Origin of the sequence: Streptomyces sp. NPDC051211 (assembly GCF_040689505.1) — a bacterium.
Taxonomy (GTDB): Bacteria; Actinomycetota; Actinomycetes; order Streptomycetales; family Streptomycetaceae; genus Streptomyces.
In genome coordinates, this window is the sequence record NZ_JBFBAV010000022.1 from 1 (window position 1) to 20495 (window position 20495).

A 20495-nucleotide genomic window follows, 5' to 3' on the forward strand; every position below is an offset into this window, starting at 1 on the left:
GACGGGCAGCCCCCGGGCACCCTCCGACCCCGCCCAAGCAAAACCCCGCAACCCACCAACCCCACCCAGCCTCTGACTTCCGTCCGGGCGAAGCCCCCAGGGGTGGGTGGCACACCCCCGTCCCGGCCCGGCCCCGAGCGGGGGCAAAGGAACAGGCCTGCGCCGTGCGCCCCGCACCCCCCGCCCAGCCTCTGGCTTCCGTCCAACCGAAGCCCCCAAGGGTGGGCGGCACACCCCCGCCCCACCCCGCCCCCGAACAGGGGGCAAAGGAGCAGGCCTGTGCCGTGCGCCCCGCACCCCTGCCAGTGTCTGGCTTCCGTCCAAGCGAAGCCCCCAGGGGTGGGTGGCACCCCCGCCCCACCCCGCCCCCGAGCAGGGGGCAAAGGAGCAGGCCCGCGCCGTGCGCCCCGTACCCCGCCAACGCCTGGCTTCCGTCCAACCGAAGCCTGCAGAGCCCCCGCCCCACCCCGCCCCCGAGCAGGGGCCAAAGAAGCCCGCCCCCGCCGTGCGCCCCGTACCCCCCAGCAGCGTCACCCCCGCCCTCGCCCCGCCCCCGGATCAGCCCCCCGGGATGGAAATCTGCCGTTCCTGCATCGGGTTCTTGTCGGCGTACTGGACCAGGTCGAGGAAGCGGGGGTCGCCGGCAGCCGTCAGGAGTTGCTTGCTGGTGACCGGGGCGGTGGCCTTGGCCGCTGGGTCCGGGTTGACGGTGAGGGAGACGTCGCTGTTCCCGTAGGAGAACTGGACCAGGGTGGCCGTGGTCCCCGGCGAGTCGGAGAGGAAGCTGAACGCGATGGCCTGGCGGCCGCCCGGCAGGGTGGCCCGCTCGCAGTCCTTGACGACGGCGGTCTTCTCGGGGCAGGACTTCAGGGGGGAGCCGCCGCCGGACGGCCGTACGGAGAAGATGATGCGGAAGGCTTTGCCGTCCTTCGTCTCGCCCTGGTAGTGGTTCACGTTCAGGTCGATCGGCCGGATCAGGCCCACCGCGTCCGGCAGCAGCTCGTCGAGGAGGAGGGCCGCCCGCTGCTGGAACTGCTCCCGCCGTTCCCGCTCCGCGGCCGGCAGGTTCGCCATGGACGGTTCGTCGGAGCTGGTGGGTTCGATGTGGACCGGTGTCCGGTACGGCTTCGGCTCCGGGACCGGGGACGGGGCGAGCGACTCGCTGGGCGCGGGTGTGCCGGTGGCGGCGGGCCGGATCGTCGTCTCACCGCCGCCCCCGAGGGGCAGTGCCCCGACGCCGAACACGACGGCCCCGGCCACACAGGCGACCACGGTGGCGGTGCCGAGCCGGGCGCGCAGCCTGCGGCGCCGGCCCTGGGCGACCGCGGTGGGCACCAGGTCGTGGACCGTCGGCAGTTCCGCGACCGTTCGTTCCATCGCATCCCTGACCAGCACGGCGTTCTGGTGGTCTTCTGGCATGTTGTCTCCCATGGCGGTTCCTCAGCTCCACGTGGCGTAGTTGTGGGCCTCGCCCAGTTGGGCGCGCAGCTTCGCCAGGGAGCGTGAGCACTGGCTCTTGACCGTGGACTCGCTGCACTTCAGAAGCTCGGCGACGGACTCGACGCTCTGGTCCTCCCAGTACCGCAGGACGACCATGGCGCGGGCCCGGGGCGGGAGCTCTGCCAGGGCCGACAGCAGGGTCACCCGCAGATCGGCGTGGTCGGGCGCAGGCCGGGGGTCGGGGCGGGAGTGCGCCAGCAGGTCCCGCAGCCGGCGCCGCCGCTCGGCCAGGTAGGTGCGGGTCAGCACGGTCCTGGCGTAGGCCTCTATGTGGTCGGCGGCACTCGCCCGCTTCCAGTGCTGGAACATCTTGGCGAGCGTGGTCTGCGTCAGGTCCCGGGCTGTGTCCGTGTCTCCGCACAGCAGGTACGCGGTCCGGTACAGCCGTCTCTGGCTTGCCCGGGCGAAGGTCTCGAAGCTCTCGGGGCCGTGGAAGCCCTGCGGCGCTTCGGAGCCCCGGCCGTTGTCCGGCATCTGCTCTCCTTTCGGGGGCCCGGTTCGAGGGGGCCCTTGCCTGTCACTCCTCTTCAGAGCGCTGCCGCACGCTAAAGGTTGAAACCCAATTTCTGCGACCTGCGACCTGCGACCTGCGACCTGCGACCTGCGACCTGCGGCAACGGTGCTTTCACGGCATCGGCATGGCGGAGGTCACCGATGACGAGCCGCTGTCCGTCGACGAACTCGCCCGCCACCGGCAGCCCGGACTGGCCTGGGTCGCCGTCGACGGGGCCGATGCACGCGTGGCGTAGCTCATGGCGGAGCGGGTCGATCCGCGCCGCGGCCTGGCGCAGTGCGACTCCTCGACGCCTGCATGCTGAAAGGTCGGTTGCGATCACCGGGCATCGGGGTTACAGAAGAAGAGAGGTGTCTTTTGCCTTGGTCTGCGTGTTTTGGGGATGGTCCCCGTGCCGGACACAGGTCCGTGGTCCTGGGCTCTGATCGGTGTGTTGCTCGTCCTCGGAGTCCTCGGCGCGGTGGGTGCGGCCCTCGCCTGGAAGATGGCCGTCAGAGAACCGGAGTCCGAGCCCCGGATAGAAGTGCTCGCTGCCATAGGTGGCGGCCTTGTCACTGGCATCGCCATCGGCCTGTCGGCTCTGTTTCTGGAACACTCCCTCGGGGAGTCGCAGAAGTACGCGTCGTGGAGAGCGAACATCGAGATCGCCCAATCCATACCGGGGTTCACGCCTGGGACACGGAACATCGACGGCATCAACTTCAGCGGCAAGGAGCTGCACAACGCCGACCTCCACAACATCGATCTGCAGGAATTCCGGTTCCGGGAGGCCGATCTCAGAGGAGCCGACCTCAAAGGAGCCAAGCTCCAAAGGGCTGAGCTGATAGGCGCCAACCTGTACCAGGCGACAGTTCTGGGCGCAGACCTCAGGGGGGCGTTGCTGCATGGCGCGAACCTCACCCACGCCGAGCTGGGCACTGCTCATTCCTTCATCGGGGCCAAGGTGAATGCCTACACGTGCTGGCCGAAGGGTGTGCCCTTGCAGGTGCTGGCCGGCGTGGTCCTGCAGCCGCACTGGGACGAAGTGACCGGAAGGATGCTGGGTCCTCGGGAGGACATGAAGGACGGCTTCGTGGGAGGCGAACAGGCTCCGAACTGCACGCTGTGGAAGGGCGGCGAAGAAATTCGCTGAGAGAACCAGGCCTCATCCGCGTGGTGGAGGGGCCCGGTGATGTCGGATCGTCCCTGCACACTGGACCTTCGCCGACACGGGTGGGGGATGAGGGTGCTGAGGGTCATCGCAGGGGATGCGACCAGTCCGCAGGCCAAGGGGCCGAAGGTCATTGCGCACGTGTGCAATGACCTGGGCGGGTGGGGCAAGGGGTTCGTGCTGGCGGTCTCGCGGCGGTGGCCGCAGCCGGAGGCGGAGTTCAGGGCCTGGCACAGGGCGCGGGCCAAGAACGACTTCGGGCTGGGGGCCGTGCAGCTGGTGCAGGTGCGGCCGGACGTGTGGGTGGCCAACATGGTCGGGCAGCGGGGGATGCGGACGGGCAGCGGCGGGCCGCCGATCCGTTACGACGCGCTGGAGCGCTGCCTCGGCGCGCTGGCCGGCCATGCCGAGGCCCAGGGGGCCTCGGTGCACATGCCGCGCATCGGGTGCGGGCTGGCGGGCGGCAAGTGGTCGCGTGTCGAGCCGCTGATCACGGAGGCGTTGTGCGCCCGCGGGATCGAGGTGACGGTGTACGACTTCGGGTGAGCCGTCCCGGGAGCCGTCCCGGGAGCCGGCCGGGCTGAACGCCGCGCGTGGGGAAAACCATGGTTGCGGAAATGGCGAGGTGGATCATAATCTGGCGCGGACAGATCGTAATTCCTTACGAAGGAGAATCGGTGTCCGAAAGTCACGAGCTTTTCGCATTCCTGCGGGCCGAGAGCAAGGTGGCCGGCGTCCCGGCCACTGCCGAGACGTCGGCCGCGTATTTTCTGGCGAAGCTCGCCTCTGAATGCGATCCGTCGGATGTCGAGCACGACATCTCCCACAAGGTTCCGGGCGTCGTCGTCGTGGACACGCGCAGCGCGGAGTCCTACCTGGAGGCCCACATACCGGGTGCGCTGAACCTGCCGCACCGGGACCTTGCCGCCGAGCACGTCGTCGGCCTGGACCGCGAGGCCACGTACGTGACGTACGGCTTCGGGCCGGACTGCAACGCCGGCACCAAGGGTGCCGCGAAGCTCGCCGTGCTCGGCTTCCGGGTCAAGGAGATGATCGGGGGGTTCGAGTACTGGAAGCGTGACGGATTCCCGGTCGAGTCCGGGAAGTCCGAGAATCCGTCGGCCTGATTCGTCCGCTAGTTCTGTGTTCCCCGGGGCGGGCCCGGGGGGCGCAGTTCTGTTTTTGCGAGGAATGGGGCGGAGAATTTGCGGGCGTCCGCGCCGGCCTCGGTTATGAGGTGCCCGGTCAGGGCCGGCCCGTCGGGTTCGGGGGAATATCCGAGGATCAGGCACGGGTCGTTCAGGGCGGTGAGGTTCAGGACGAGGTCCGCTTCGTCGCAGCCGGTCGGGTCGGCGAATTCCTGCGACGCGATCGCCTCGAATCCCATGTTCACCTTGAAGGCGAAGAGCCCGGCCTGGGTCAGGTGCCCGTACAGGTTCGGTTCGTCTCCCAGCGTCGCCCACAGGTAGCCCTTGAGGCGTGCCGTCCGCATGGCCGCGAAGTAGAGGGTGCGGGCCAGGCTGGACTTGCGCCAGGACTCGCTCACCGCCGAGAAGCGGATGCGGATCGCGTCCTCGTCGGGGCATTCCAGTACCAGGCAGCCGCCGACGAGTTCCTCCCCCTCGAAGGCGAAGACCGCGAAGTACTTCTGCGGCCCGTGCAGCACGGCCTCCCGGTGGCGCCGGGCATAGGGGACGCCGTACTGCATCCCGGCGACCCGCTCCTCGTACAGGGTGAGGAAGCGGTCCAGGGTCTCCGGCTCGACCCGGTCCTGGACGACCTCGCGCAGTGCTTCGGCGGCGCGGCGCTGGGAGCGGCGGATGTCCTGGCGGGCCTTGGTCTCCAGGCGGGCGAGGAACTCGTCCTCGTCGGACCGGAGTCGGGCGAGCCAGGTCAGCATCTCCGGCTTGCGGATGAAGCCGCGGGCGTCCAGCTCCGGCCAGAGCTCGGCGGGAGGGTTCTGCATCCGCACCACGTCGATGTGCGGGTCCGCCGTCGCCCATGGTTCCGCGGCCAGTTCGCCGGGTTCGATCAGGGCGACCGAGAGGCCGTGTTCGTCAATGACCCTCATGCGTGTTCCTCCACCAGTCCTGGCCTTCCTGGGGCAGGGTGTCGATCGGATCATAGAAGGGGTAGGCCCGCCGGCAGGCGGTCGGGTCGTCGGCCTCCAGCGGCGTCAGGTAGTTCTTCGTCCAGTAGGAGATGCCGCGTTCGCGGTCGTACGAGTCGACCTGGTCGATCCAGCGCTTGCCGACGAAGGGGACGTCGCAGACGATCCGCGGGGTGGCGAATCCGGGCAGGTAGCCCATCATTCCGCGCTGCAACTGCTGTGCCTCCCGCACGGACACGCGCCAGTGCTCGCTGTGCGGGATCATGTCGCAGAGGTAGAAGTAGTAGGGCATGATGCCCGCGCCGTCGAGCAGGCCGAAGCAGAGGTCCAGCAGGGCTTCGACGGAGTCGTTGACCCCGCGCATCAGCACGCCCTGGTTGCGTACGTCGCGCACGCCCGCCTCGAACAGTGCGGTGGTGGCCCGCGCCACGGCCGGGGTGACGGACTGCGCCGCGTTGGCGTGCGTGTGCACGGCGATCTGCACGCCCCGCTGGCGGGCCTTCGCGCAGACCGCGGCGAGGCCGTCGAGCACGTCCTTCTGGAGCCAGTGCTGGGGGAGGCCGATCAGGCCCTTGGTCGCCAGCCGGATGTCGCGGATGTTGGGGATGTCGAGCAGGGCGTAGAGGAACGCTTCCAGCCGCTGCCAGGGCACGTTGGCCACGTCGCCGCCGGAGACCACGACATCGCGGATGGAGGGGCTGGTCCGCAGGAACTCCAGCATGCGCTCCAGCCGGTCGGCCGGCCTGAGTCCGAGGCGGAGCTTGGTGATCTGCGGGGTCGAGTTGCCCACCAGGTCCATGCGGGTGCAGTGGCCGCAGTACTGGGGGCAGGTCGGGACCAGCTCGGCCAGCACCTTGGTCGGGTAGCGGTGGGTCAGTCCCTCGACCGCCCACATCTCCGCCTCGTGCAGCGAATCGCGGCTCGCAAACGGATGCGAAGGCCACTCTGCGTGGCGGTCGCTGAAGACCGGGAGCATGTAGCGGCGCACCGGGTCGGCGTAGAAGCGGTCCAGGTGGCCGGGCTCGCCGGGGGCGAGGTCGGGGACCATCGTGTTGAGCATCTGTGGCGTGATCAGCATGGACATGGTGGCGCGTTCGCTCTGGTCGCGTGCCAGGTCGGCCATGAACGATTCGTCGAGCGATTGACCGAAAACCGTCTGGAGCTGTCGCGCATTCTTGACGCAGTGCGCGCGCTGCCATTGGGCCGAGCCCCATTCTTCGGCCGTCACGCCGCTCCAGCCGGGAAATCTGGTCCAGTCCGGTTCGGTCACTGGCTGAAATTGGTACTCGTACGGCTGCGATGCTCGCACAGGTTCCAGCGACTGTATGGAGACATCCGCCGATGTGTCCGAGTTATTCGCAATGATCATGGTTGACAGACCCCACCGTTCGGGCGACCAGGAGGAGCTCCTGTGGCGCTCAGTAACGATCTCCGAGACGAGTCGCTTTGCGATAATTAATGGCTAGCAAACGGCTGACGGGTGGCCGGCTCGTGCATCCCCCGGATCATCTCTACCTGATGGAAAGATCCTCGATCAAGAGATGACCTGGGATTTTCTGCGAGGCCCAGCGAGGCGATCTTTCGACTGACCGGCCGGTATGGCCCGCTTGTGTCCGAGTTTGTGCTGAATGCTTCAAGTGCCCACATGTTGGACACTTTCCATTAGCAAGTGGGTCTCAACGTCTTGACAGTCGATGATCCACGGCGTGTAGGTTCAAGATCGTGGTGGGGAGGGAGGGCTGCTCTGTCCGCATCCTCGCCGGTCCCAACCAAGGCGCGGGAAGGGCGTACGTTGGCAATCAACTGGGCAAATCAGCACGATTTTCAGACCCTCTTGAAGAGGTCCGAGGTCGAAGACAAGCCGGTACTGCTGGACCTTCATTCACCCGACTGTTCGGGGTGCACGGGGCACGACAGAAGTATTTATTCCGACCCCGAGATCGCTCGGGACATCATGGAATACACACTTCCGGTACGGGTGGTCACCACCGACCCCGACCGGGCCAGCACCGACATCATCAACAACCACATCTTCATCTGGTCCCCGACCGTGCAGCTGCTCGCACCGGACCAGACCCGCTACCACGAGTGGAACGGCGCGCCGCGCCGCACCCGCCTCTCCGTCGGCTACCAGACGGTCTTCCACGACACCGCGGGCCACCTGACCCCCGAGTCGTTCAAGGCCCAGCTGCTGGTCGGCCGGGGCAAGGCCGCCCTGCGCAAGAAGAAGTACGGCGAGGCCATCCGCCTCTTCGACGAGGCCCTCGCCCGTCACCCGCACGACCGCGTCACGGTCGAGGAGGCCGAGCGCTGGCGCAAGGTCGCCGGCGACAGCGGCACGATCGACACCTCCTGGGACATGCGCCGGCAGGTCACCACCTCGCCGCTGGCCGCCGCCGTCGAGCGCTTCGCGCAGACCGTCGCCGCACTGCCGGACAGCGTCCTGATGCAGGACTGGATCGGCAAGCCCGGCCCCGGCGACTGGCAGTGGTACTCCGACTGCCTGCGCGAGGTCGTGCTCCAGGCCTACCAGGAGCTGTGCGACTTCGCCGTCATCGCCGAGCGCGAACGCGCCAAGCACGGCCCCGAGTTCAACGACACCCACCGCCTGCTCGGCCAGCACCGCTTCGCCTACCGCGAGTTCCAGTCGCTGTTCGTCGGCGTCCCCGACGCGCTGCTGGACAAGACCCCGCTGCGCTCCGAGCGGTCGATCCGCGAGAACCTCGCCCACGTGATCATGGCCGAGTGGTGGGCGTACCGGCCGCAGATCCTGCACGCCCTCGACCGCGGCCGGCAGGGCCTGTCCCCGGAGGTCGTCCCGGCCACCGACACGGTCGCCGAGCACGGCGAGCCGCTGGGCAGCCACGAGAGCCTGCACGAGCTGCTCGCCCTCTACGAGCGCCTGCACCTGCGCAACACGCAGGACTACTCGGACATCACCGAGAAGGAGCTCGGCATCCGCTCCGCATGGTGGGAGCTCGGCCCGGTCGAGCTGCGGTTCCGCCTCAAGCGCTACATCTGGCACCCCCGGGACCACGCCGTCTCGATCGACAAGATCCTCGACGCGTCCGGCCACCGCCACACGGCCAACCACCGGTTCGCCTCCCGCCTGTTCGCCGGCCTCGGCACCGCCGAAGCCGCGCTCATCGGAGCCGACGGCTTCATGTCCGACCGGGTGGACGCCCTGACGGCCACGATCAACGAGCGGGCCGACGAGGCAGCGCGCCTGCTCAGCCAGGTCGCCGCGGTCTGACGCCGATCCACCGGGCCGGCCCGCACCCACACCGTGCGGGCCGGCCCGGCCACAACCCGATGGGGTAGCACTTCATGAGAGCCTTCTGGCTGCTGACAGGAGCCTCCGCGGTATCCACCGTGGGCAACACCTTCCTCTACATAGCGATTCCGTGGGCTCTCCTGGAGTCGACCGACTCGAGTCTGCTGGCCGTCCTCAGCGTGGCCGCGCAGACCGCCCCCTACCTCGCGGCGCCGTTCCTCGGCACCTTCATCGACCGGTACGACCGCAGGGCGCTGTTCGCGGGCGGCGAGCTGATCCAGGGCGCGGCCGTCGCGATCATCCCGCTGCTCCTGGCCCACCAGCAGATAGGGGCGGTCTTCCTGTCGCTGTTCGTCCTCGGCCTGGCCAACGTGGTGTCGGACGTGGCCGGCGACTACGGCCTCATCCCGGCGCTCGTCCCGCGCGACCGGCTGGACAAGGCCTCCAGCCAGTTCACCTCCATCCTCCTGGTCGCCCGGTTCGTGGGACCCGCCCTCGCCGGCTTCACCATCGCCGGCGTCGGCACCACCTGGGCCCTGGAATTGGACGCCGCGACGTTTCTGCTCACCGCCCTGACCGTGGTCTTCATGCCGAAGGCCGAACCCCAGGCGGCCGCCGGCTCGCTGTCCGACATGCTCAAGGAGGGCATCGCGTACTTCCGCGCCCGGCCCGACCTGCGCAGACTCACCCTGGCCGTGGCCCTCTACAACCTGGGGGCCGGAGCGCTCGAACCCACCCTGCTCACCGTCGGCGGCGACCACTGGGACTGGTCCCCGACCGCGCTGGGCATCGCCGTCTCCTGCGGAGCCGTCGCCGCCGCGCTCGGCGCATGGCTGAGTCCCCGCGCCCTGACCGGCGACAACCGCCACCGGCAGATCGCCCTCTGGCTCGGGATCGCCGCCGTCGGCTCCCTCGGGCTCCTGGTCAGCGCCCCGCTCGCGGTGGTCGCCGGATTCTGCGTGCTCTGCCTCGGCGAGGGCGGGGTCAACGCCGCGACCATGGCCTACCGGCAGAAGGAGATTCCGGACCAACTCTCCGGCCGGGTCAACGCGGTGATCCGGACCTTCATCACCGGGGCCGTGCCGGTATCGGCCCTGCTGCTCGGGCTCACCGTGAACCTCACCGGATCCCTCCAGGTGTTCTTCCCCGTGTCCGCCGCGGCCCTGCTGGCCGTCACCGTGTGGACGTTCCAGCGCCGCGGCACCGGCCGGCCGGCGGCCGGACCCGAGCGCATCTCCCCCAGCAAGGCGAGGACCTGAGCCATGAAAAACGTTCTGCTGATCAACACCAGCGGAGAGCCCGCCGCCCGGCTGCTGCAGGAACGCTCCGGCATCCGGCTCTCGGTGATCACCACACCGGGATACCGGCACTTCTACCGTGACGACACCGACGTCACCGTCGTCGACACTGTCGAAGACCTCACCCAGGTCCGCCTCGCCGCGCTGGAGATCCGCAAGCGCAACCCGTTCGAGTACGTGGTCTCGCCCTCCGAGCTCAGCCTCCAGGCCGGCGGCTACATCCGCTCGTACTTCGGCCTGACCGGCCCCGGCTACGAGGTGGCCAACGCCTTCTCCAACAAGCACGTCATGAAGCAGCGCCTCGCCGCGGCCGGCCTGCCGGTGGCCCGCTTCATACAGCTCGCGCAGTTCACCGAGGTCACCGAGGCCGGCGCCCTGCTGGGCTGGCCGGTCGTCGTCAAGCCGGCCATCGGCGGCGGCTCCGAGGACGTCTTCGTGGTCCACGACGAGGCGGAGGCCGACCGCCTCGCCACGGCCGAACTCACCCGTCAGCTCCGCGAATCCCCGTACCCCCAGCTCGCCGAGGAGTACGTCGACATCGAGGCGGAGTTCCACTGCGACGCCGTCGTCGTCGGCGGCCAGGTGCACTTCGCGGCGGTCTCGCGCTACTTCCAGCCCGTCCTGGCCAGCGTCGGCGCGCTCGTCGGCTCGTACACCCTCCCCGACGACCACCCGGACGCCACCGAGGTCAGGGAGCTGCACGCCGCCGCCGTGAAGGCCCTCGGCCTCACCGACGGCGTCACCCACCTGGAAGTCCTCAAGAGCCCCCGCGGCTACCTGATCGGAGAAGTGGCCAGCCGGCCGGGCGGCGGAGGCATCGCCGAACAGCTGCTCCACCAGTACGGCGTGGACATCTGGATGGAATTCCTCGCCACTTCCCTGGACGACCCGGTCACCTGCGCCGGCATCGCCCCGGCGGACCACCTGATCCAGTACATGCTGCCCCGGCCGCTCGGCACGATCACCGCCATCAGCTCCGAGGAAGACCTGCTGAAGGCCCCCGGTGTCGTCCACGCCGACGTCCGCGTGAAGCCCGGGGACCGCACCACCGGCGTGGTCCACTCCGCGACCTTTGCCGGACTCGTACTGCTGAAGGCCGACTCCGAGGCACAGGTGCACGAGCGCATCGAAACGCTCGGCCGGCACTACCGGATCGACGTCACCACCGAGGAAGGCTGACCGTGACAAGCACTGACGTGGGAATACTCGGCATCGGAGCCGGCCCGGCCAACCTCGCACTGGCCGTCGCCCTCGAAGAGCTCGCACCGGAGCTCGCCGCCGACACCCTGCTCGTCGAGCAGAGCGAGAACACGGTCTGGCAGCGCGGACTGCTGATCCCCTGGGCGCAGAGCCAGGTCTCCTTCCTCAAGGACCTCGCCACCCTCCGCAACCCCCGCTCGCGCTTCACCTTCGTCAACTACCTGCACGAAACCGGCAGGCTCGACGACTTCATGAGCCTGGGCACCTTCACCCCCTACCGCAGCGAAATCTCCGACTACCTGCGGTGGGTGGCCGGCAGCCTGGAGCGGGTCCGGGTCCAGTACAGCCGGCGGGCCGTCCGCATCGAGCCCGTACGCGACGCCTCCGGGGCACTCGCCCACTGGCAGGTCGGCTTCTCCGACGGATCCACGGTCCGCGCCCGCCACCTCGTGGTCGCGGGCGGCCGCGACCCGCGCATCCCGCAGCCCTTCCGGGGGCTCCCGGCCGAGCGCGTCATCCACAGCAGCGAATACTCCGTACGGATCGCCGACCTGCCCCGGGACGTCCCGCAGCGGATCGCCGTGATCGGCGGGGCCCAGAGCGCCGTGGAAATGGTGCAGGCCGTCCAGGAGGCCCTGCCGACCTGCTCCCCGGTCCTGGTGGTCCGCGGGATCGGGCTCACCCCCTACGTCTCCTCCAAGTTCACCGGCCGCTTCTACTCCGCGGCCGCCTCCGAGGAGTTCTTCGGGATGACCGCCCAGGGCCGGGACCTCGTCCTCGGCGAGATGGCGCGCAGCAACTACTCCGGTGTCACCCCCGAGCTCCTCGACAGCCTCTACCACCAGATGTACCGGGACCGCCTGGACGGCAAGGAGGGGCTGCGCGTCCTCACCGCCACCGAGGTCGTCGCGGCCGCCGAGGACGAGGACGGCGTCCTGCTGACCCTGCGGGACCGCGGCACCGGAGCCGAGTCCGAGCTGCGCTGCGACCGGGTCCTCCTCGGCACCGGCTACGACCCGGCCATGCCCGCGGTCGTACGCGACCTCGCCGAACGGCTCGGCCTGCCCGGAGGACCGGAAGTCACCCGCAGCTACCGGGTCCGCACGGCGGAGGACGACGGCGACCACGCCCGGCTCTACCTCCAGGGCGTCAACGAGGCCACCCACGGCATCGCCGACTCGCTGCTCAGCACCATGGCGGTGCGCGCCGCGGACATCGTCGGGGACCTGGTCTCCGCGGCCGGCGAGTAGGCCGGCCCCGCACCATGGACGTGGCACAGCTACGGGCGCACACCCCCGGCTGCGCGGAATCGGCGTACTTCGACAACGCCGGCTCCGCGCTCCCGGCCGAGCGGGTCACCCGGACGGTCATCGACCACCTGCTGCTGGAGCGCCGGGTCGGCGGCTACGTGGCCGCCGACCTGGCGGCCGGGCGGCTGGAGGCGGTGTACACCTCGGTGGCCCGGCTGCTGGGCGCCCGCCCGCACGAGATCGCCCTGGTGGAGAACGCCACCCGGGCCTGGGACATGGCCTTCTACGCCATCCCCTTCCAGCCCGGCGACCGCATCCTCACCTCGCGCAGCGAGTACCCCAGCAACGCCCTCGCCTTCCTCCAGGCCCGTGACCGGTACGGGGTCCAGGTCGAGCCGATCCCCGACGACGAGCACGGCCAGGTCTGCCTGCGCTCGCTCGCCGAGCTGCTCGGCCGCGGCCGGGTCCGGCTGGTCGCCGTCAACCACGCACCCACGTACGACGGGCTGGTGAACCCGGCCGCCGGCATCGGCGAGCTCGCGAACCGGGCCGGCGCCCTGTACCTGCTGGATGCCTGCCAGTCGGCCGGTCAACTGCCCCTGGACGTCCGCCGCATCGGCTGCCACATGCTGTCCGGCACGGGCCGCAAATACCTGCGCGGCCCGCGCGGCACCGGATTCCTCTACGTCTCCCAGGACGTGGTGGGCACCCTCGACCCGCCGCTGCTGGACCTGCGGGCGGCCACCTGGACCGGACCCGACGCGTACGAACTCCGGGCGGACGCCCGGCGCTTCGAGACCTGGGAGCGGAACGTGGCCGGGCTGCTCGGCCTCGGCGCCGCCGTGGACGACGTCCTCACCCTCGGCATCGACACCATCCGGGACCGGATAGCGGCCCTGGCCGGCCGGCTGCGCGCGGAACTGTCCAGGCTGCCCGGCGTCCGGGTCCACGACCGGGGCACCGTGCAGAGCGGCATCGTCACCTTCACCAAGGACGGCTGGACCGCGCAGGACCTGGTCGCCCGGCTCCGGGAGGCGGGCGTGACGGCGGACTTCTCGTTCCCTTCCCGCGCCCGGTTCGACACCCGCCCGGACAAACCGGCGGCCGTGGTCCGGGCCTCGGTCCACTACTACAACACCGACGGCGAGCAGGACCTGCTCACGGGGACGCTCGCGGGCCTCTGACCCGCCGATCGGGACCCCTCTGGTCAGGGGAGGTCGGTGGTGGGCTCCTCGGCCTCGTACCGGTGGGGCTCGCCACCCACCCACTCCACCAGCGGGGAGTCTTCGAGCACGACCTCGTCCGGGTCGGGCACGTCCGCCCGGCGCAGGAACTCGATCACGTCGGCGTCGGACCGGGCCAGGCCGAGGGGCTCGTCGTGGCCGCTCACCAGGAGGGTGACGCGGCGGCCCCCCGAGGGCAGGATCCGGTGGACGACGATCGGCGCGTGGTGCATGCGCCCAGCTTCCGTCGGGACCGTCGCGCGCGCATCCCGGACGCCCCCGAGGGGGCCCGGGTCAGCGTTCGACGATGACCAGGGGGATTTCGCGGTCGGTGCGGGCCTGGTAGTCGTCGTACTGGGGCCAGAGGCCGGTCATCAGGCCCCAGTACACCTCGCGTTCGTCCGGGGTGGCGGTGCGGGCCTTGGCCTGGAAGACCTTCGGGCCGATCTGGACGCGGACCTCCGGTTCGGCGTCCAGGTTGCGGTACCAGTGGGGGTGCTCGGCGGCGCCGCCGGCCGAGGCGACCAGGATGTAGCGGCCGTCGTCGGGGTCCTCGCCGTAGATCAGCGGGGTGCGGACGGCGCGGCCGGAGACCCGGCCGAGGGTGGTGAGGAGGAGCGTGGGGACTCCGTGCCAGATGTGGCCGGCCGCCCCGGCCGTCTCCACGTACTCGCGGACGTGGTCCAGCTTCCAGCCCGGCTCGGGGTCCGTGGGGTGGTCCCAGTCGGCGTCGACCTGGTGCATGTGCGGCCTGCCTCCGTGCGTCAGCGGTGCTTGAGCGCCTTGCGCGGTTAACGAGAAGCAACGCACGGAGTAACGACAAAAGTCCGGTTTGAGGCGGTTGTCGGTTCATATACCCGGGGTGGGGCGGTCCAGTCCGTGGCCGAGGAGGATCTCGAGGAGTTCGGCCGGGGCGTCCCGCATCACGTTGTGGCCCGAGTCGACCGCGTGGGTGCGCCAGCCCGACGTCGCGGCCAGGCGGTCGTGGAGGGCCGCGAAGGGGGAGGGGGTCGGCCAGGCGGTCGCGTAGACGTACGACTTCTCCGGGAAGCGGGTCAGATCGCCCTTCAGGCGGACCGCCTGGAGGAGCGAGGCCAGCGGGTGCGGGGTGGCGCGCGGGTCGAAGAAGGGGAGGGGCGCGCTCGCGTAGCCGGATTCTTCCGTGCCGTTGAGGTACCAGGCCCGCTCGTTCTCGGTGACGAGGGAGTACGTCGAGTCGCCGTCCTCGGGGACCATCGCGTCGACGTAGACGAGGCCCTTGATCCGGTCCGGGAGGCGGTCGGCGACCGCCGTGATGACCATCCCGCCGTAGCTGTGGCCGACCAGCACGGCGTCGTCCACCTGCTCGTCGGTGAGGAGGTTGACCACGTCCTCGATGTGGGTGTCGAGGTTGACGGACGGGGTGAGGAGGTGGCGGCGGGCGCCGACGCCGGTGAGGGTGACGGGGTACGCCTCGTGGCCGGCCCGGCGCAGTTCGCGGGCGAGGGGTTCGAAGGTCCAGGCGCCGTGCCAGGCGCCCGGCACGAGGATGTACGTCGACATGGGCTGGGGTCTCCTTGCGTCAGGGCCGGGCGGGATGGCGTGGGGCGGGGTGGCGTCAGGCGAGCACGTCGGTGGTCAGGACGATCTTGCCGACGGTGCGGCCGGTGGCGGACAGCTCGTGCGCCGCGGCGGCCTGGGCCAGGGGAAGGGCCTCCGCGATGTGCGGGCGCAGCAGGCCCGACTCCGCCAGGGCGGCGATCTCCCGCAGGCCCGCGTGGTCGGCCTCGACCGCCATGAAGACGGCCCGGACGCCGAGCCGTTCCGCCTCCTCGGCGAGGGCCGCCTCGGCCGGGGAGGCGAGCGAGACCACGATCCCGCCGGGGCGCAGGGTGCGCAGGGAGCGGGGACCGTACGCGCCGCCGATGGTGTCGACGACGATGTCCACCTCGGCCACCGCCTCCTCGAAGGCCACGGACCGGTAGTCGATCACCTCGTCCGCGCCGAGGGAGCGGACGAGGTCGTGCTTGGCGGCGCTGGCCGTGCCGATGACGTACGCGCCCTTCGCCTTGGCGATCTGGACGGCCAGGTGGCCGACGCCGCCGGCCGCCGCGTGGACGAGGACGCGCTGTCCGGGGCGCAGGCCGGCCGTGTCCACCAGGGCCTGCCAGGCCGTCAGTGCGGCCAGCGGGAGCGCGGCCGCCTGTACGTGGTCCAGGTTGGCGGGCTTGCGGGCCAGGTGGCGGGCGGGGGAGGTGGCGTACTCGGCGTAGGTGCCGGCGGGTGCCGGGTGGCGGGGCATGCCGAACACCTCGTCACCGGGACGGAAGAGGGTCACGCCGATGCCGACGGCCTCGACGGTGCCGGAGAGGTCCCAGCCGAGCGGGACGGGCGGCACGTCGGTGCCGGCCAGGCCGCCGGTGGCCCGGTGCCAGACGTCGGTGGGGTTCACGGCCGCGGCGTGGATCCGTACGAGCACCTCGGCGGGGCCGGGCTCGGGGCGGGTGGTGGTGGTCAGCTCCAGCACCTCCGGGCCGCCGAAGGCGGTCTGGGTGATGGCCTGCATGGTCTGCGTCGTCTGCGTCGTCGTCATGTGATCAAGAGTGCCGGGCGGGGGCGGGGCGGACGAGTGGCCGGAGTGACACGATGTGAAAAGATCCGGCCATGGGTGAAGGTGGAGGCGTGCGTGGCGTGCACAGGGTCGTGGTGCTGGCCCTGGACGGCGTGTATCCGTTTGAAATGACCATTCCGGTACGGATCTTCGGCACGGCGGAGGGGCCGTCCGGCGAGCCCCTGTACGAGGTGCTGACCTGCAGCCTCGACGGCCGGCCGGTCCGCACCGGCGCGGACTTCAGCGTGACCGTGGAGCACGGCGGGGAGCTCGTCGCCACCGCCGACACCCTGGTCATCCCGCCGTTCACCTGCGGTGTCGGGGAGGACGCCGAGCGGGACTGGCTGCCGGACGAACTCGCCCGGACCCTCCGGAGCCTGCCGGCCGGCGCCCGCATCGTCTCCATGTGCACGGCCTCGTACGTCCTGGCCACCGCCGGGCTCCTCGACGGGCGCCGTGCCACCACCCACTGGAACGAGGCCGAGCAATTCCAGCGGGCCTTTCCACAGGTGCAGGTGGATGCGGACGTGCTGTTCGTGGACGGCGGCCAGGTGCTCACCGCCGCCGGAGTGGCGGCCGGGGTGGACCTGTGCCTGCACCTGCTGCGCCGGGACCACGGCAGTACGGTCGCCAACCGGGTCGCCCGGCTGTGCGTGGTGCCGCCGTGGCGGGAGGGCGGGCAGGCCCAGTTCATCGAACGGCCGGTGCCGGAGAGCTCCGGGGCGAGTACCGCCGCCACCCGTGAGTGGGCGCTGGGCCGGCTGGGCGGGCCGATCGCCCTGGCCGAGCTGGCCCGGCACGCGGGGATGAGCGTACGGACCTTCTCACGGCGGTTCCGGGACGAGGTCGGCATGACGCCGGGCCAGTGGCTGACCCGGCAGCGGATCGAGCACGCGCGGCGGCTGCTGGAGGTCACGGACCTGCCGGTGGACCGGATCGCGGCCGAGGCCGGGCTGGGCACGGGGGCCTCGCTGCGGCGGCACCTGGCGGCGGCGATCGGGGTGGCACCGTTGGCGTACCGGCACACCTTCCGCGCCAAGGCGGCGCAGTCCCGCTGAGGCCGGGACTGACCGGGCCCGATGGTCTGGGTGGGCCTTGCAGCACCGGACGATCGACAATGCCGCGGGGAGAGGCGCAGGTGTACGGCGAACTGGCCGCGCTGGCCCGGGTCTCGGGCGACGAGGACGCGGCCCGTGCGTACGAGCCGGCTGCCGCGGGCCTGCAGGGCCCGCCGGAGGCCGGGACGTTTCCGGCGCCGCGCACCTGGGGCGTGTCTTGTCGATCAGGCCGGGCCCGGCCCGCCCGGCGCCCCCCAGCGCGGGCCGGATTGGTCTGGACCTACATCTTGTCCAGGGTGGGGGGTGCGCCCAAGCTCACCTCATGGACTTGGAGTTGAGGCACCTCAGGACGGTCAGGGCCATCGCCGACGCCGGCAGCCTGACCCGGGCCGCCACCGCGCTCGGACTCGCCCAGCCGGCCCTCAGCGCGCAGCTCAAGCGGATCGAACGGGCCCTGGGCGGAACGCTGTTCCTGCGCGGCCGCGAGGGCGTGCGGACCACCCCGCTCGGGGAGCTGGTCCTGGAGCGGGCCCGGGTGGTGCTGCCCGCGCTCTGCGAACTCCAGGAGGAGGCCGTGCGGTTCGCCCGCGAAGGGGCGGGCGGCTACCGGCTCGGCGGCACCCACGGGCCGCTGCTCGGCGGACTCGTCGACCGGATCGCCCGGGCCGACCCGGGTGCACCCGTCACCACCCACACCTCCTGGTCGGAACGGGAGATCGCGGGCGGGGTCGCCGAGGGCCGGCTCGACTTCGCGCTGATCGGGGTGTGCGGGGAGAGCGCGCCGCCCGAGCCGGGACGGCTGGCCTGGCTGGAGGTGGCCCGCGACCCGGTGCACGTGATGCTCGCGGCGGACCACCCGCTCTCCGCCCGGCGGGAGATCGGGCTCGCGGAGCTGGCCGCGGAGGCGTGGACGGACGTACCGGGCGACGGCTGCTTCGGGGACTGCTTCGCGGCGGCGTGCGTGCGGGCGGGGTTCACCCCGGCGTGCGTGTACGAGACGGACACCGCGTCCTGCGTGCACCTGGTGCAGGTGGGGCGGGCGGTGGGGCTGTGCCGGGCCACCTTCCCGGCCACCCCCGGCATCGTCACCAGGCCGCTGGCCGGGACCCCGCTGGTCTGGCGGCACCTGCTGGGCTGGCACCCGGCGGCCCGCGCCGCTACCCGCGCGGCGGCCGTCCTCGACCACGCCCGCGCAGCCCACACCGAAGCCCTCTCCCGCTCGGCCTCCGCACACCATTAGGGGGTGTCCGGCGGATCAGGGCGGCTCCGGCCCTGATCCACCGGACACCCCCTAACCCGGTCCCGAGGCGACCGTCCCGTCCCGGGGCCGGGGTACGGGGAGTGGAGGTGGGTCGGCTACGGAAGGTAGCGCTCGATGACCGTCGGGCCCTCCTTCTCGATCAGCTTCCGGGCCTTCTCGACCCGCTCCGGAGTCGGATCGGCTCCCGTGGCCATCACCAGGTCTTCGGGGTCGTAGGGCCGCTCGCCGCCCGTCCAGAGCTTCACCGGGCGGCCTTCACCCTTGGGCTTCTGTTCCGATTCACCGGCCATGTCGTACCTCCCTCGGATACCCCCCGGACCCCCATCCTCCGGCCACGGCGGCATGAACGCATGTCGACCACCGGACCGGGGCCCGCGCAAGGCCGGCCCCACCCGGCGATGAGGCCGCCATGACGCGGCCATAACGCGGAGGGAGGGGCCAACTGACAGCTCCCGCCCACCCGTTCCCGTTCCTACGGTTCTCCGCAGACCCTCACCGCTCCTGACGGAAACCGAGGAGATCCCCCATGCTCAAGCGACACGCCCGCGCGGCGTGTACCGCCCTGGCCGCCGCCGGGCTGCTGCTCGCCGGCGGCCAGGCCGGAGCCGCCACCGCGGACTCCGGCACCGCCCCCGCCGCCTCCACCCGTTCCGCCGCCGTGGCACTGCGTGCCGCCGATGCCCGGCCCGAGCTGCTCGCCGCCATGCAGCGCGATCTCGGCCTGACCCCCACGCAGGCCAAGGCCCGCCTGGTCAACGAGGCCGAGGCCGGGGCCACCGCCGCCCTGCTCCGGGACCGGCTCGCGGCCGGCTTCGCCGGGGCCTGGGTGGACGGCCCGGATGCGAAGACCCTGACCGTGGCCACCACCCGCCCCGCCGACGCCGCCGCGATCCGCGCGGCCGGCGCCCGGCCGGCAGTGGTCCCGCACGCCCTCGGCGTCCTCGACACCGCCAAGGCCGCCCTCGACCGGGCCGCCACCGCCACCACCCCCGTCCGGTACGTCGACCAGCGCAGCAACACCGTGGTCGTCGAGGAGACCGCGCCGGGGGCCGCCGCCCGGCTGCTCGCCGCCACCGGCACCGACTCCGCGCTGGTCCGCGTCGTACGCACCACCCAGGCGCCGCGCCCGCTCTACGACCTGCGCGGCGGGGACGCCTACTACATGAACGGCAGCGGCCGCTGCTCGGTCGGCTTCCCCGTGACCAAGGGGACCACCCAGGGGTTCGCCACCGCCGGCCACTGCGGTCGCGCCGGGACCACGACCAGCGGCTACAACCAGGTCGCCCAGGGCAGCTTCCAGGGCTCGGTGTTCCCCGGCAGCGACATGGCCTGGGTCGCGGCCAACGGCCAGTGGACCGCCACCCCCTACGTCAAGGGCAGCGGCGGCGCGAACGTGCAGGTCACCGGCTCGGTGCTGCAGCCCGTCGGCGCCTCGGTGTGCCGGTCCGGCTCCACCACGGGGTGGCACTGCGGGACCATCCAGCAGCACAACACCAGCGTCACCTACCCGGAGGGCACCATCTCCGGCGTGACCCGCACGACGGTGTGCGCCGAGCCCGGCGACTCCGGCGGCTCCTACATATCCGGCAGCCAGGCCCAGGGCGTCACCTCCGGCGGCTCCGGCAACTGCTCCAGCGGCGGAACCACCTTCTTCCAGCCGCTCAACCCGATCCTGTCCGCGTACGGGCTGACGCTGAAGACCACCGGCAGCGGCCCCGGCCCGGGCGATCCCGAGCCCGGCGGCACCTGGAAGGCCGGCACGGTCTACAAGGCCGGCGACACCGTCACCCACGGCGGCGCCTCCTACCGCTGCATCCAGGGCCACCAGGCCCAGACCGGCTGGGAACCGCCGAACGTCCCCGCCCTCTGGCAGCGCCTGTAGGCCCGGGAATACGGAATCCGGGAAGAGGAACCCGGAAACCCGCAAACCGGGAAACCCGCAAACCGGGAAACCCGCAAACCGGGAAACCCGCAAACCGGGAAACCCGCAAACCCGGGAACCCCGTGCACGGGTGCCGCGGCTTCGAGGGGGAGCCGCGGCACCCGCCCCTCACCTCACGGGCCCGG

General features: G+C 71.3%; 20 protein-coding genes. 11 read left to right on the plus strand and 9 right to left on the minus strand.

Annotation, left to right across the window (positions count from 1 at the left end; all coding sequences use genetic code 11):
* Nucleotides 1-558 precede the first annotated feature (558 nt).
* Nucleotides 559-1431 (minus strand): hypothetical protein, encoded by an 873-nt coding sequence (locus tag AB0447_RS21505; protein WP_366478304.1) that lies wholly within the window; start codon nucleotides 1429-1431, stop codon nucleotides 559-561.
* Nucleotides 1432-1440: 9 nt separating this feature from the next.
* Entirely contained in the window at nucleotides 1441-1974 is a 534-nt protein-coding gene (locus AB0447_RS21510; protein ID WP_366478305.1) for a SigE family RNA polymerase sigma factor, read from the minus strand.
* Between the two features lie 431 nt (nucleotides 1975-2405).
* Here AB0447_RS21510 and AB0447_RS21515 point away from each other — a divergent pair, with 431 nt between their 5' ends.
* The 3 genes from AB0447_RS21515 (at nucleotide 2406) to AB0447_RS21525 (ending at nucleotide 4291) form a co-directional block, all read left to right on the plus strand.
* Nucleotides 2406-3146 carry a pentapeptide repeat-containing protein gene (locus AB0447_RS21515; RefSeq protein WP_366478306.1) on the plus strand — a complete coding sequence of 247 codons (741 nt, stop codon included), beginning with the start codon at nucleotides 2406-2408 and terminating at the stop codon, nucleotides 3144-3146.
* Nucleotides 3147-3233: 87 nt separating this feature from the next.
* Nucleotides 3234-3710: a macro domain-containing protein gene (locus tag AB0447_RS21520; RefSeq protein WP_366478307.1), complete on the plus strand. Its 477-nt coding sequence runs from the start codon at nucleotides 3234-3236 to the stop codon at nucleotides 3708-3710.
* A gap of 131 nt (nucleotides 3711-3841) precedes the next feature.
* Nucleotides 3842-4291, plus strand: a complete 450-nt coding sequence (locus AB0447_RS21525) for a rhodanese-like domain-containing protein (RefSeq protein WP_366478308.1) — start codon at nucleotides 3842-3844, stop codon at nucleotides 4289-4291.
* An 8-nt stretch (nucleotides 4292-4299) separates the two neighbouring features.
* Here the strand turns inward: AB0447_RS21525 and AB0447_RS21530 are convergent, their stop codons facing one another.
* Both AB0447_RS21530 and AB0447_RS21535 read right to left on the minus strand, forming a co-directional pair.
* Nucleotides 4300-5235 carry a GNAT family N-acetyltransferase gene (locus AB0447_RS21530; RefSeq protein ID WP_366478309.1) on the minus strand — a complete coding sequence of 312 codons (936 nt, stop codon included), beginning with the start codon at nucleotides 5233-5235 and terminating at the stop codon, nucleotides 4300-4302.
* Nucleotides 5222-6397 carry a lysine 2,3-aminomutase gene (locus AB0447_RS21535; protein WP_366478310.1) on the minus strand — a complete coding sequence of 392 codons (1176 nt, stop codon included), beginning with the start codon at nucleotides 6395-6397 and terminating at the stop codon, nucleotides 5222-5224. Before AB0447_RS21535 ends, AB0447_RS21530 begins: the two co-directional genes overlap by 14 nt.
* An 831-nt stretch (nucleotides 6398-7228) precedes the next feature.
* Between AB0447_RS21535 and AB0447_RS21540 the strand changes: the two genes are divergently transcribed.
* From AB0447_RS21540 to AB0447_RS21560, 5 genes are all read left to right on the plus strand, one after another.
* Nucleotides 7229-8527: a DinB family protein gene (locus AB0447_RS21540; RefSeq protein WP_366478311.1), complete on the plus strand. Its 1299-nt coding sequence runs from the start codon at nucleotides 7229-7231 to the stop codon at nucleotides 8525-8527.
* A gap of 74 nt (nucleotides 8528-8601) precedes the next feature.
* Entirely contained in the window at nucleotides 8602-9807 is a 1206-nt protein-coding gene (locus tag AB0447_RS21545) for an MFS transporter (protein WP_366478312.1), read from the plus strand.
* 3 nt (nucleotides 9808-9810) lie between these two features.
* On the plus strand, nucleotides 9811-11025 hold the full coding sequence (locus tag AB0447_RS21550) for an ATP-grasp domain-containing protein (protein ID WP_366478313.1): 1215 nt from the start codon (nucleotides 9811-9813) through the stop codon (nucleotides 11023-11025).
* 2 nt (nucleotides 11026-11027) lie between these two features.
* Nucleotides 11028-12296, plus strand: coding sequence for a SidA/IucD/PvdA family monooxygenase (locus tag AB0447_RS21555; protein WP_366478314.1), 1269 nt, complete (start codon nucleotides 11028-11030; stop codon nucleotides 12294-12296).
* Between the two features lie 14 nt (nucleotides 12297-12310).
* A complete protein-coding gene (locus tag AB0447_RS21560) occupies nucleotides 12311-13480 on the plus strand; it encodes an aminotransferase class V-fold PLP-dependent enzyme (RefSeq protein WP_366478315.1) in 1170 nt (389 codons plus the stop codon).
* 23 nt (nucleotides 13481-13503) lie between these two features.
* On the opposite strand, the gene AB0447_RS21565 is transcribed toward AB0447_RS21560, so the two are convergent.
* From AB0447_RS21565 to AB0447_RS21580, 4 genes are all read right to left on the minus strand, one after another.
* Nucleotides 13504-13752, minus strand: coding sequence for a hypothetical protein (locus AB0447_RS21565; protein WP_366478316.1), 249 nt, complete (start codon nucleotides 13750-13752; stop codon nucleotides 13504-13506).
* Nucleotides 13753-13813: 61 nt separating this feature from the next.
* Nucleotides 13814-14263: a nitroreductase family deazaflavin-dependent oxidoreductase gene (locus AB0447_RS21570; RefSeq protein ID WP_366478317.1), complete on the minus strand. Its 450-nt coding sequence runs from the start codon at nucleotides 14261-14263 to the stop codon at nucleotides 13814-13816.
* 105 nt (nucleotides 14264-14368) lie between these two features.
* Entirely contained in the window at nucleotides 14369-15061 is a 693-nt protein-coding gene (locus tag AB0447_RS21575; RefSeq protein ID WP_366478318.1) for an alpha/beta fold hydrolase, read from the minus strand.
* Between the two features lie 55 nt (nucleotides 15062-15116).
* The gene (locus AB0447_RS21580) at nucleotides 15117-16091 is read right to left on the minus strand and encodes an NADP-dependent oxidoreductase (protein WP_366478319.1); all 975 of its coding nucleotides are present in this window, start codon (nucleotides 16089-16091) and stop codon (nucleotides 15117-15119) included.
* 98 nt (nucleotides 16092-16189) lie between these two features.
* Here AB0447_RS21580 and AB0447_RS21585 point away from each other — a divergent pair, with 98 nt between their 5' ends.
* Both AB0447_RS21585 and AB0447_RS21590 read left to right on the plus strand, forming a co-directional pair.
* Nucleotides 16190-17167 carry a helix-turn-helix domain-containing protein gene (locus tag AB0447_RS21585; protein WP_366478403.1) on the plus strand — a complete coding sequence of 326 codons (978 nt, stop codon included), beginning with the start codon at nucleotides 16190-16192 and terminating at the stop codon, nucleotides 17165-17167.
* Nucleotides 17168-17489: 322 nt separating this feature from the next.
* Nucleotides 17490-18407, plus strand: a complete 918-nt coding sequence (locus tag AB0447_RS21590) for a LysR family transcriptional regulator (protein WP_366478320.1) — start codon at nucleotides 17490-17492, stop codon at nucleotides 18405-18407.
* 116 nt (nucleotides 18408-18523) lie between these two features.
* Here the strand turns inward: AB0447_RS21590 and AB0447_RS21595 are convergent, their stop codons facing one another.
* Entirely contained in the window at nucleotides 18524-18718 is a 195-nt protein-coding gene (locus AB0447_RS21595; RefSeq protein WP_366478321.1) for a hypothetical protein, read from the minus strand.
* A gap of 236 nt (nucleotides 18719-18954) precedes the next feature.
* Here AB0447_RS21595 and AB0447_RS21600 point away from each other — a divergent pair, with 236 nt between their 5' ends.
* On the plus strand, nucleotides 18955-20310 hold the full coding sequence (locus AB0447_RS21600) for a carbohydrate-binding protein (protein ID WP_366478322.1): 1356 nt from the start codon (nucleotides 18955-18957) through the stop codon (nucleotides 20308-20310).
* Nucleotides 20311-20495: the final 185 nt, after the last annotated feature.

Coding starts and splice junctions, on each gene's coding strand:
- AB0447_RS21505 (WP_366478304.1), bottom strand. CDS start 1,431: ATGGGAGACAACATGCCAGAAGACCACCAGAACGCCGTGCTGGTCAGG.
- AB0447_RS21510 (WP_366478305.1), bottom strand. CDS start 1,974: ATGCCGGACAACGGCCGGGGCTCCGAAGCGCCGCAGGGCTTCCACGGC.
- AB0447_RS21520 (WP_366478307.1), top strand. CDS start 3,234: ATGAGGGTGCTGAGGGTCATCGCAGGGGATGCGACCAGTCCGCAGGCC.
- AB0447_RS21530 (WP_366478309.1), bottom strand. CDS start 5,235: ATGAGGGTCATTGACGAACACGGCCTCTCGGTCGCCCTGATCGAACCC.
- AB0447_RS21535 (WP_366478310.1), bottom strand. CDS start 6,397: ATGGCCGACCTGGCACGCGACCAGAGCGAACGCGCCACCATGTCCATG.
- AB0447_RS21540 (WP_366478311.1), top strand. CDS start 7,229: ATGGAATACACACTTCCGGTACGGGTGGTCACCACCGACCCCGACCGG.
- AB0447_RS21545 (WP_366478312.1), top strand. CDS start 8,602: ATGAGAGCCTTCTGGCTGCTGACAGGAGCCTCCGCGGTATCCACCGTG.
- AB0447_RS21550 (WP_366478313.1), top strand. CDS start 9,811: ATGAAAAACGTTCTGCTGATCAACACCAGCGGAGAGCCCGCCGCCCGG.
- AB0447_RS21560 (WP_366478315.1), top strand. CDS start 12,311: ATGGACGTGGCACAGCTACGGGCGCACACCCCCGGCTGCGCGGAATCG.
- AB0447_RS21565 (WP_366478316.1), bottom strand. CDS start 13,752: ATGCACCACGCGCCGATCGTCGTCCACCGGATCCTGCCCTCGGGGGGC.
- AB0447_RS21570 (WP_366478317.1), bottom strand. CDS start 14,263: ATGCACCAGGTCGACGCCGACTGGGACCACCCCACGGACCCCGAGCCG.
- AB0447_RS21575 (WP_366478318.1), bottom strand. CDS start 15,061: ATGTCGACGTACATCCTCGTGCCGGGCGCCTGGCACGGCGCCTGGACC.
- AB0447_RS21580 (WP_366478319.1), bottom strand. CDS start 16,091: ATGACGACGACGCAGACGACGCAGACCATGCAGGCCATCACCCAGACC.
- AB0447_RS21590 (WP_366478320.1), top strand. CDS start 17,490: ATGGACTTGGAGTTGAGGCACCTCAGGACGGTCAGGGCCATCGCCGAC.
- AB0447_RS21595 (WP_366478321.1), bottom strand. CDS start 18,718: ATGGCCGGTGAATCGGAACAGAAGCCCAAGGGTGAAGGCCGCCCGGTG.
- AB0447_RS21600 (WP_366478322.1), top strand. CDS start 18,955: ATGCTCAAGCGACACGCCCGCGCGGCGTGTACCGCCCTGGCCGCCGCC.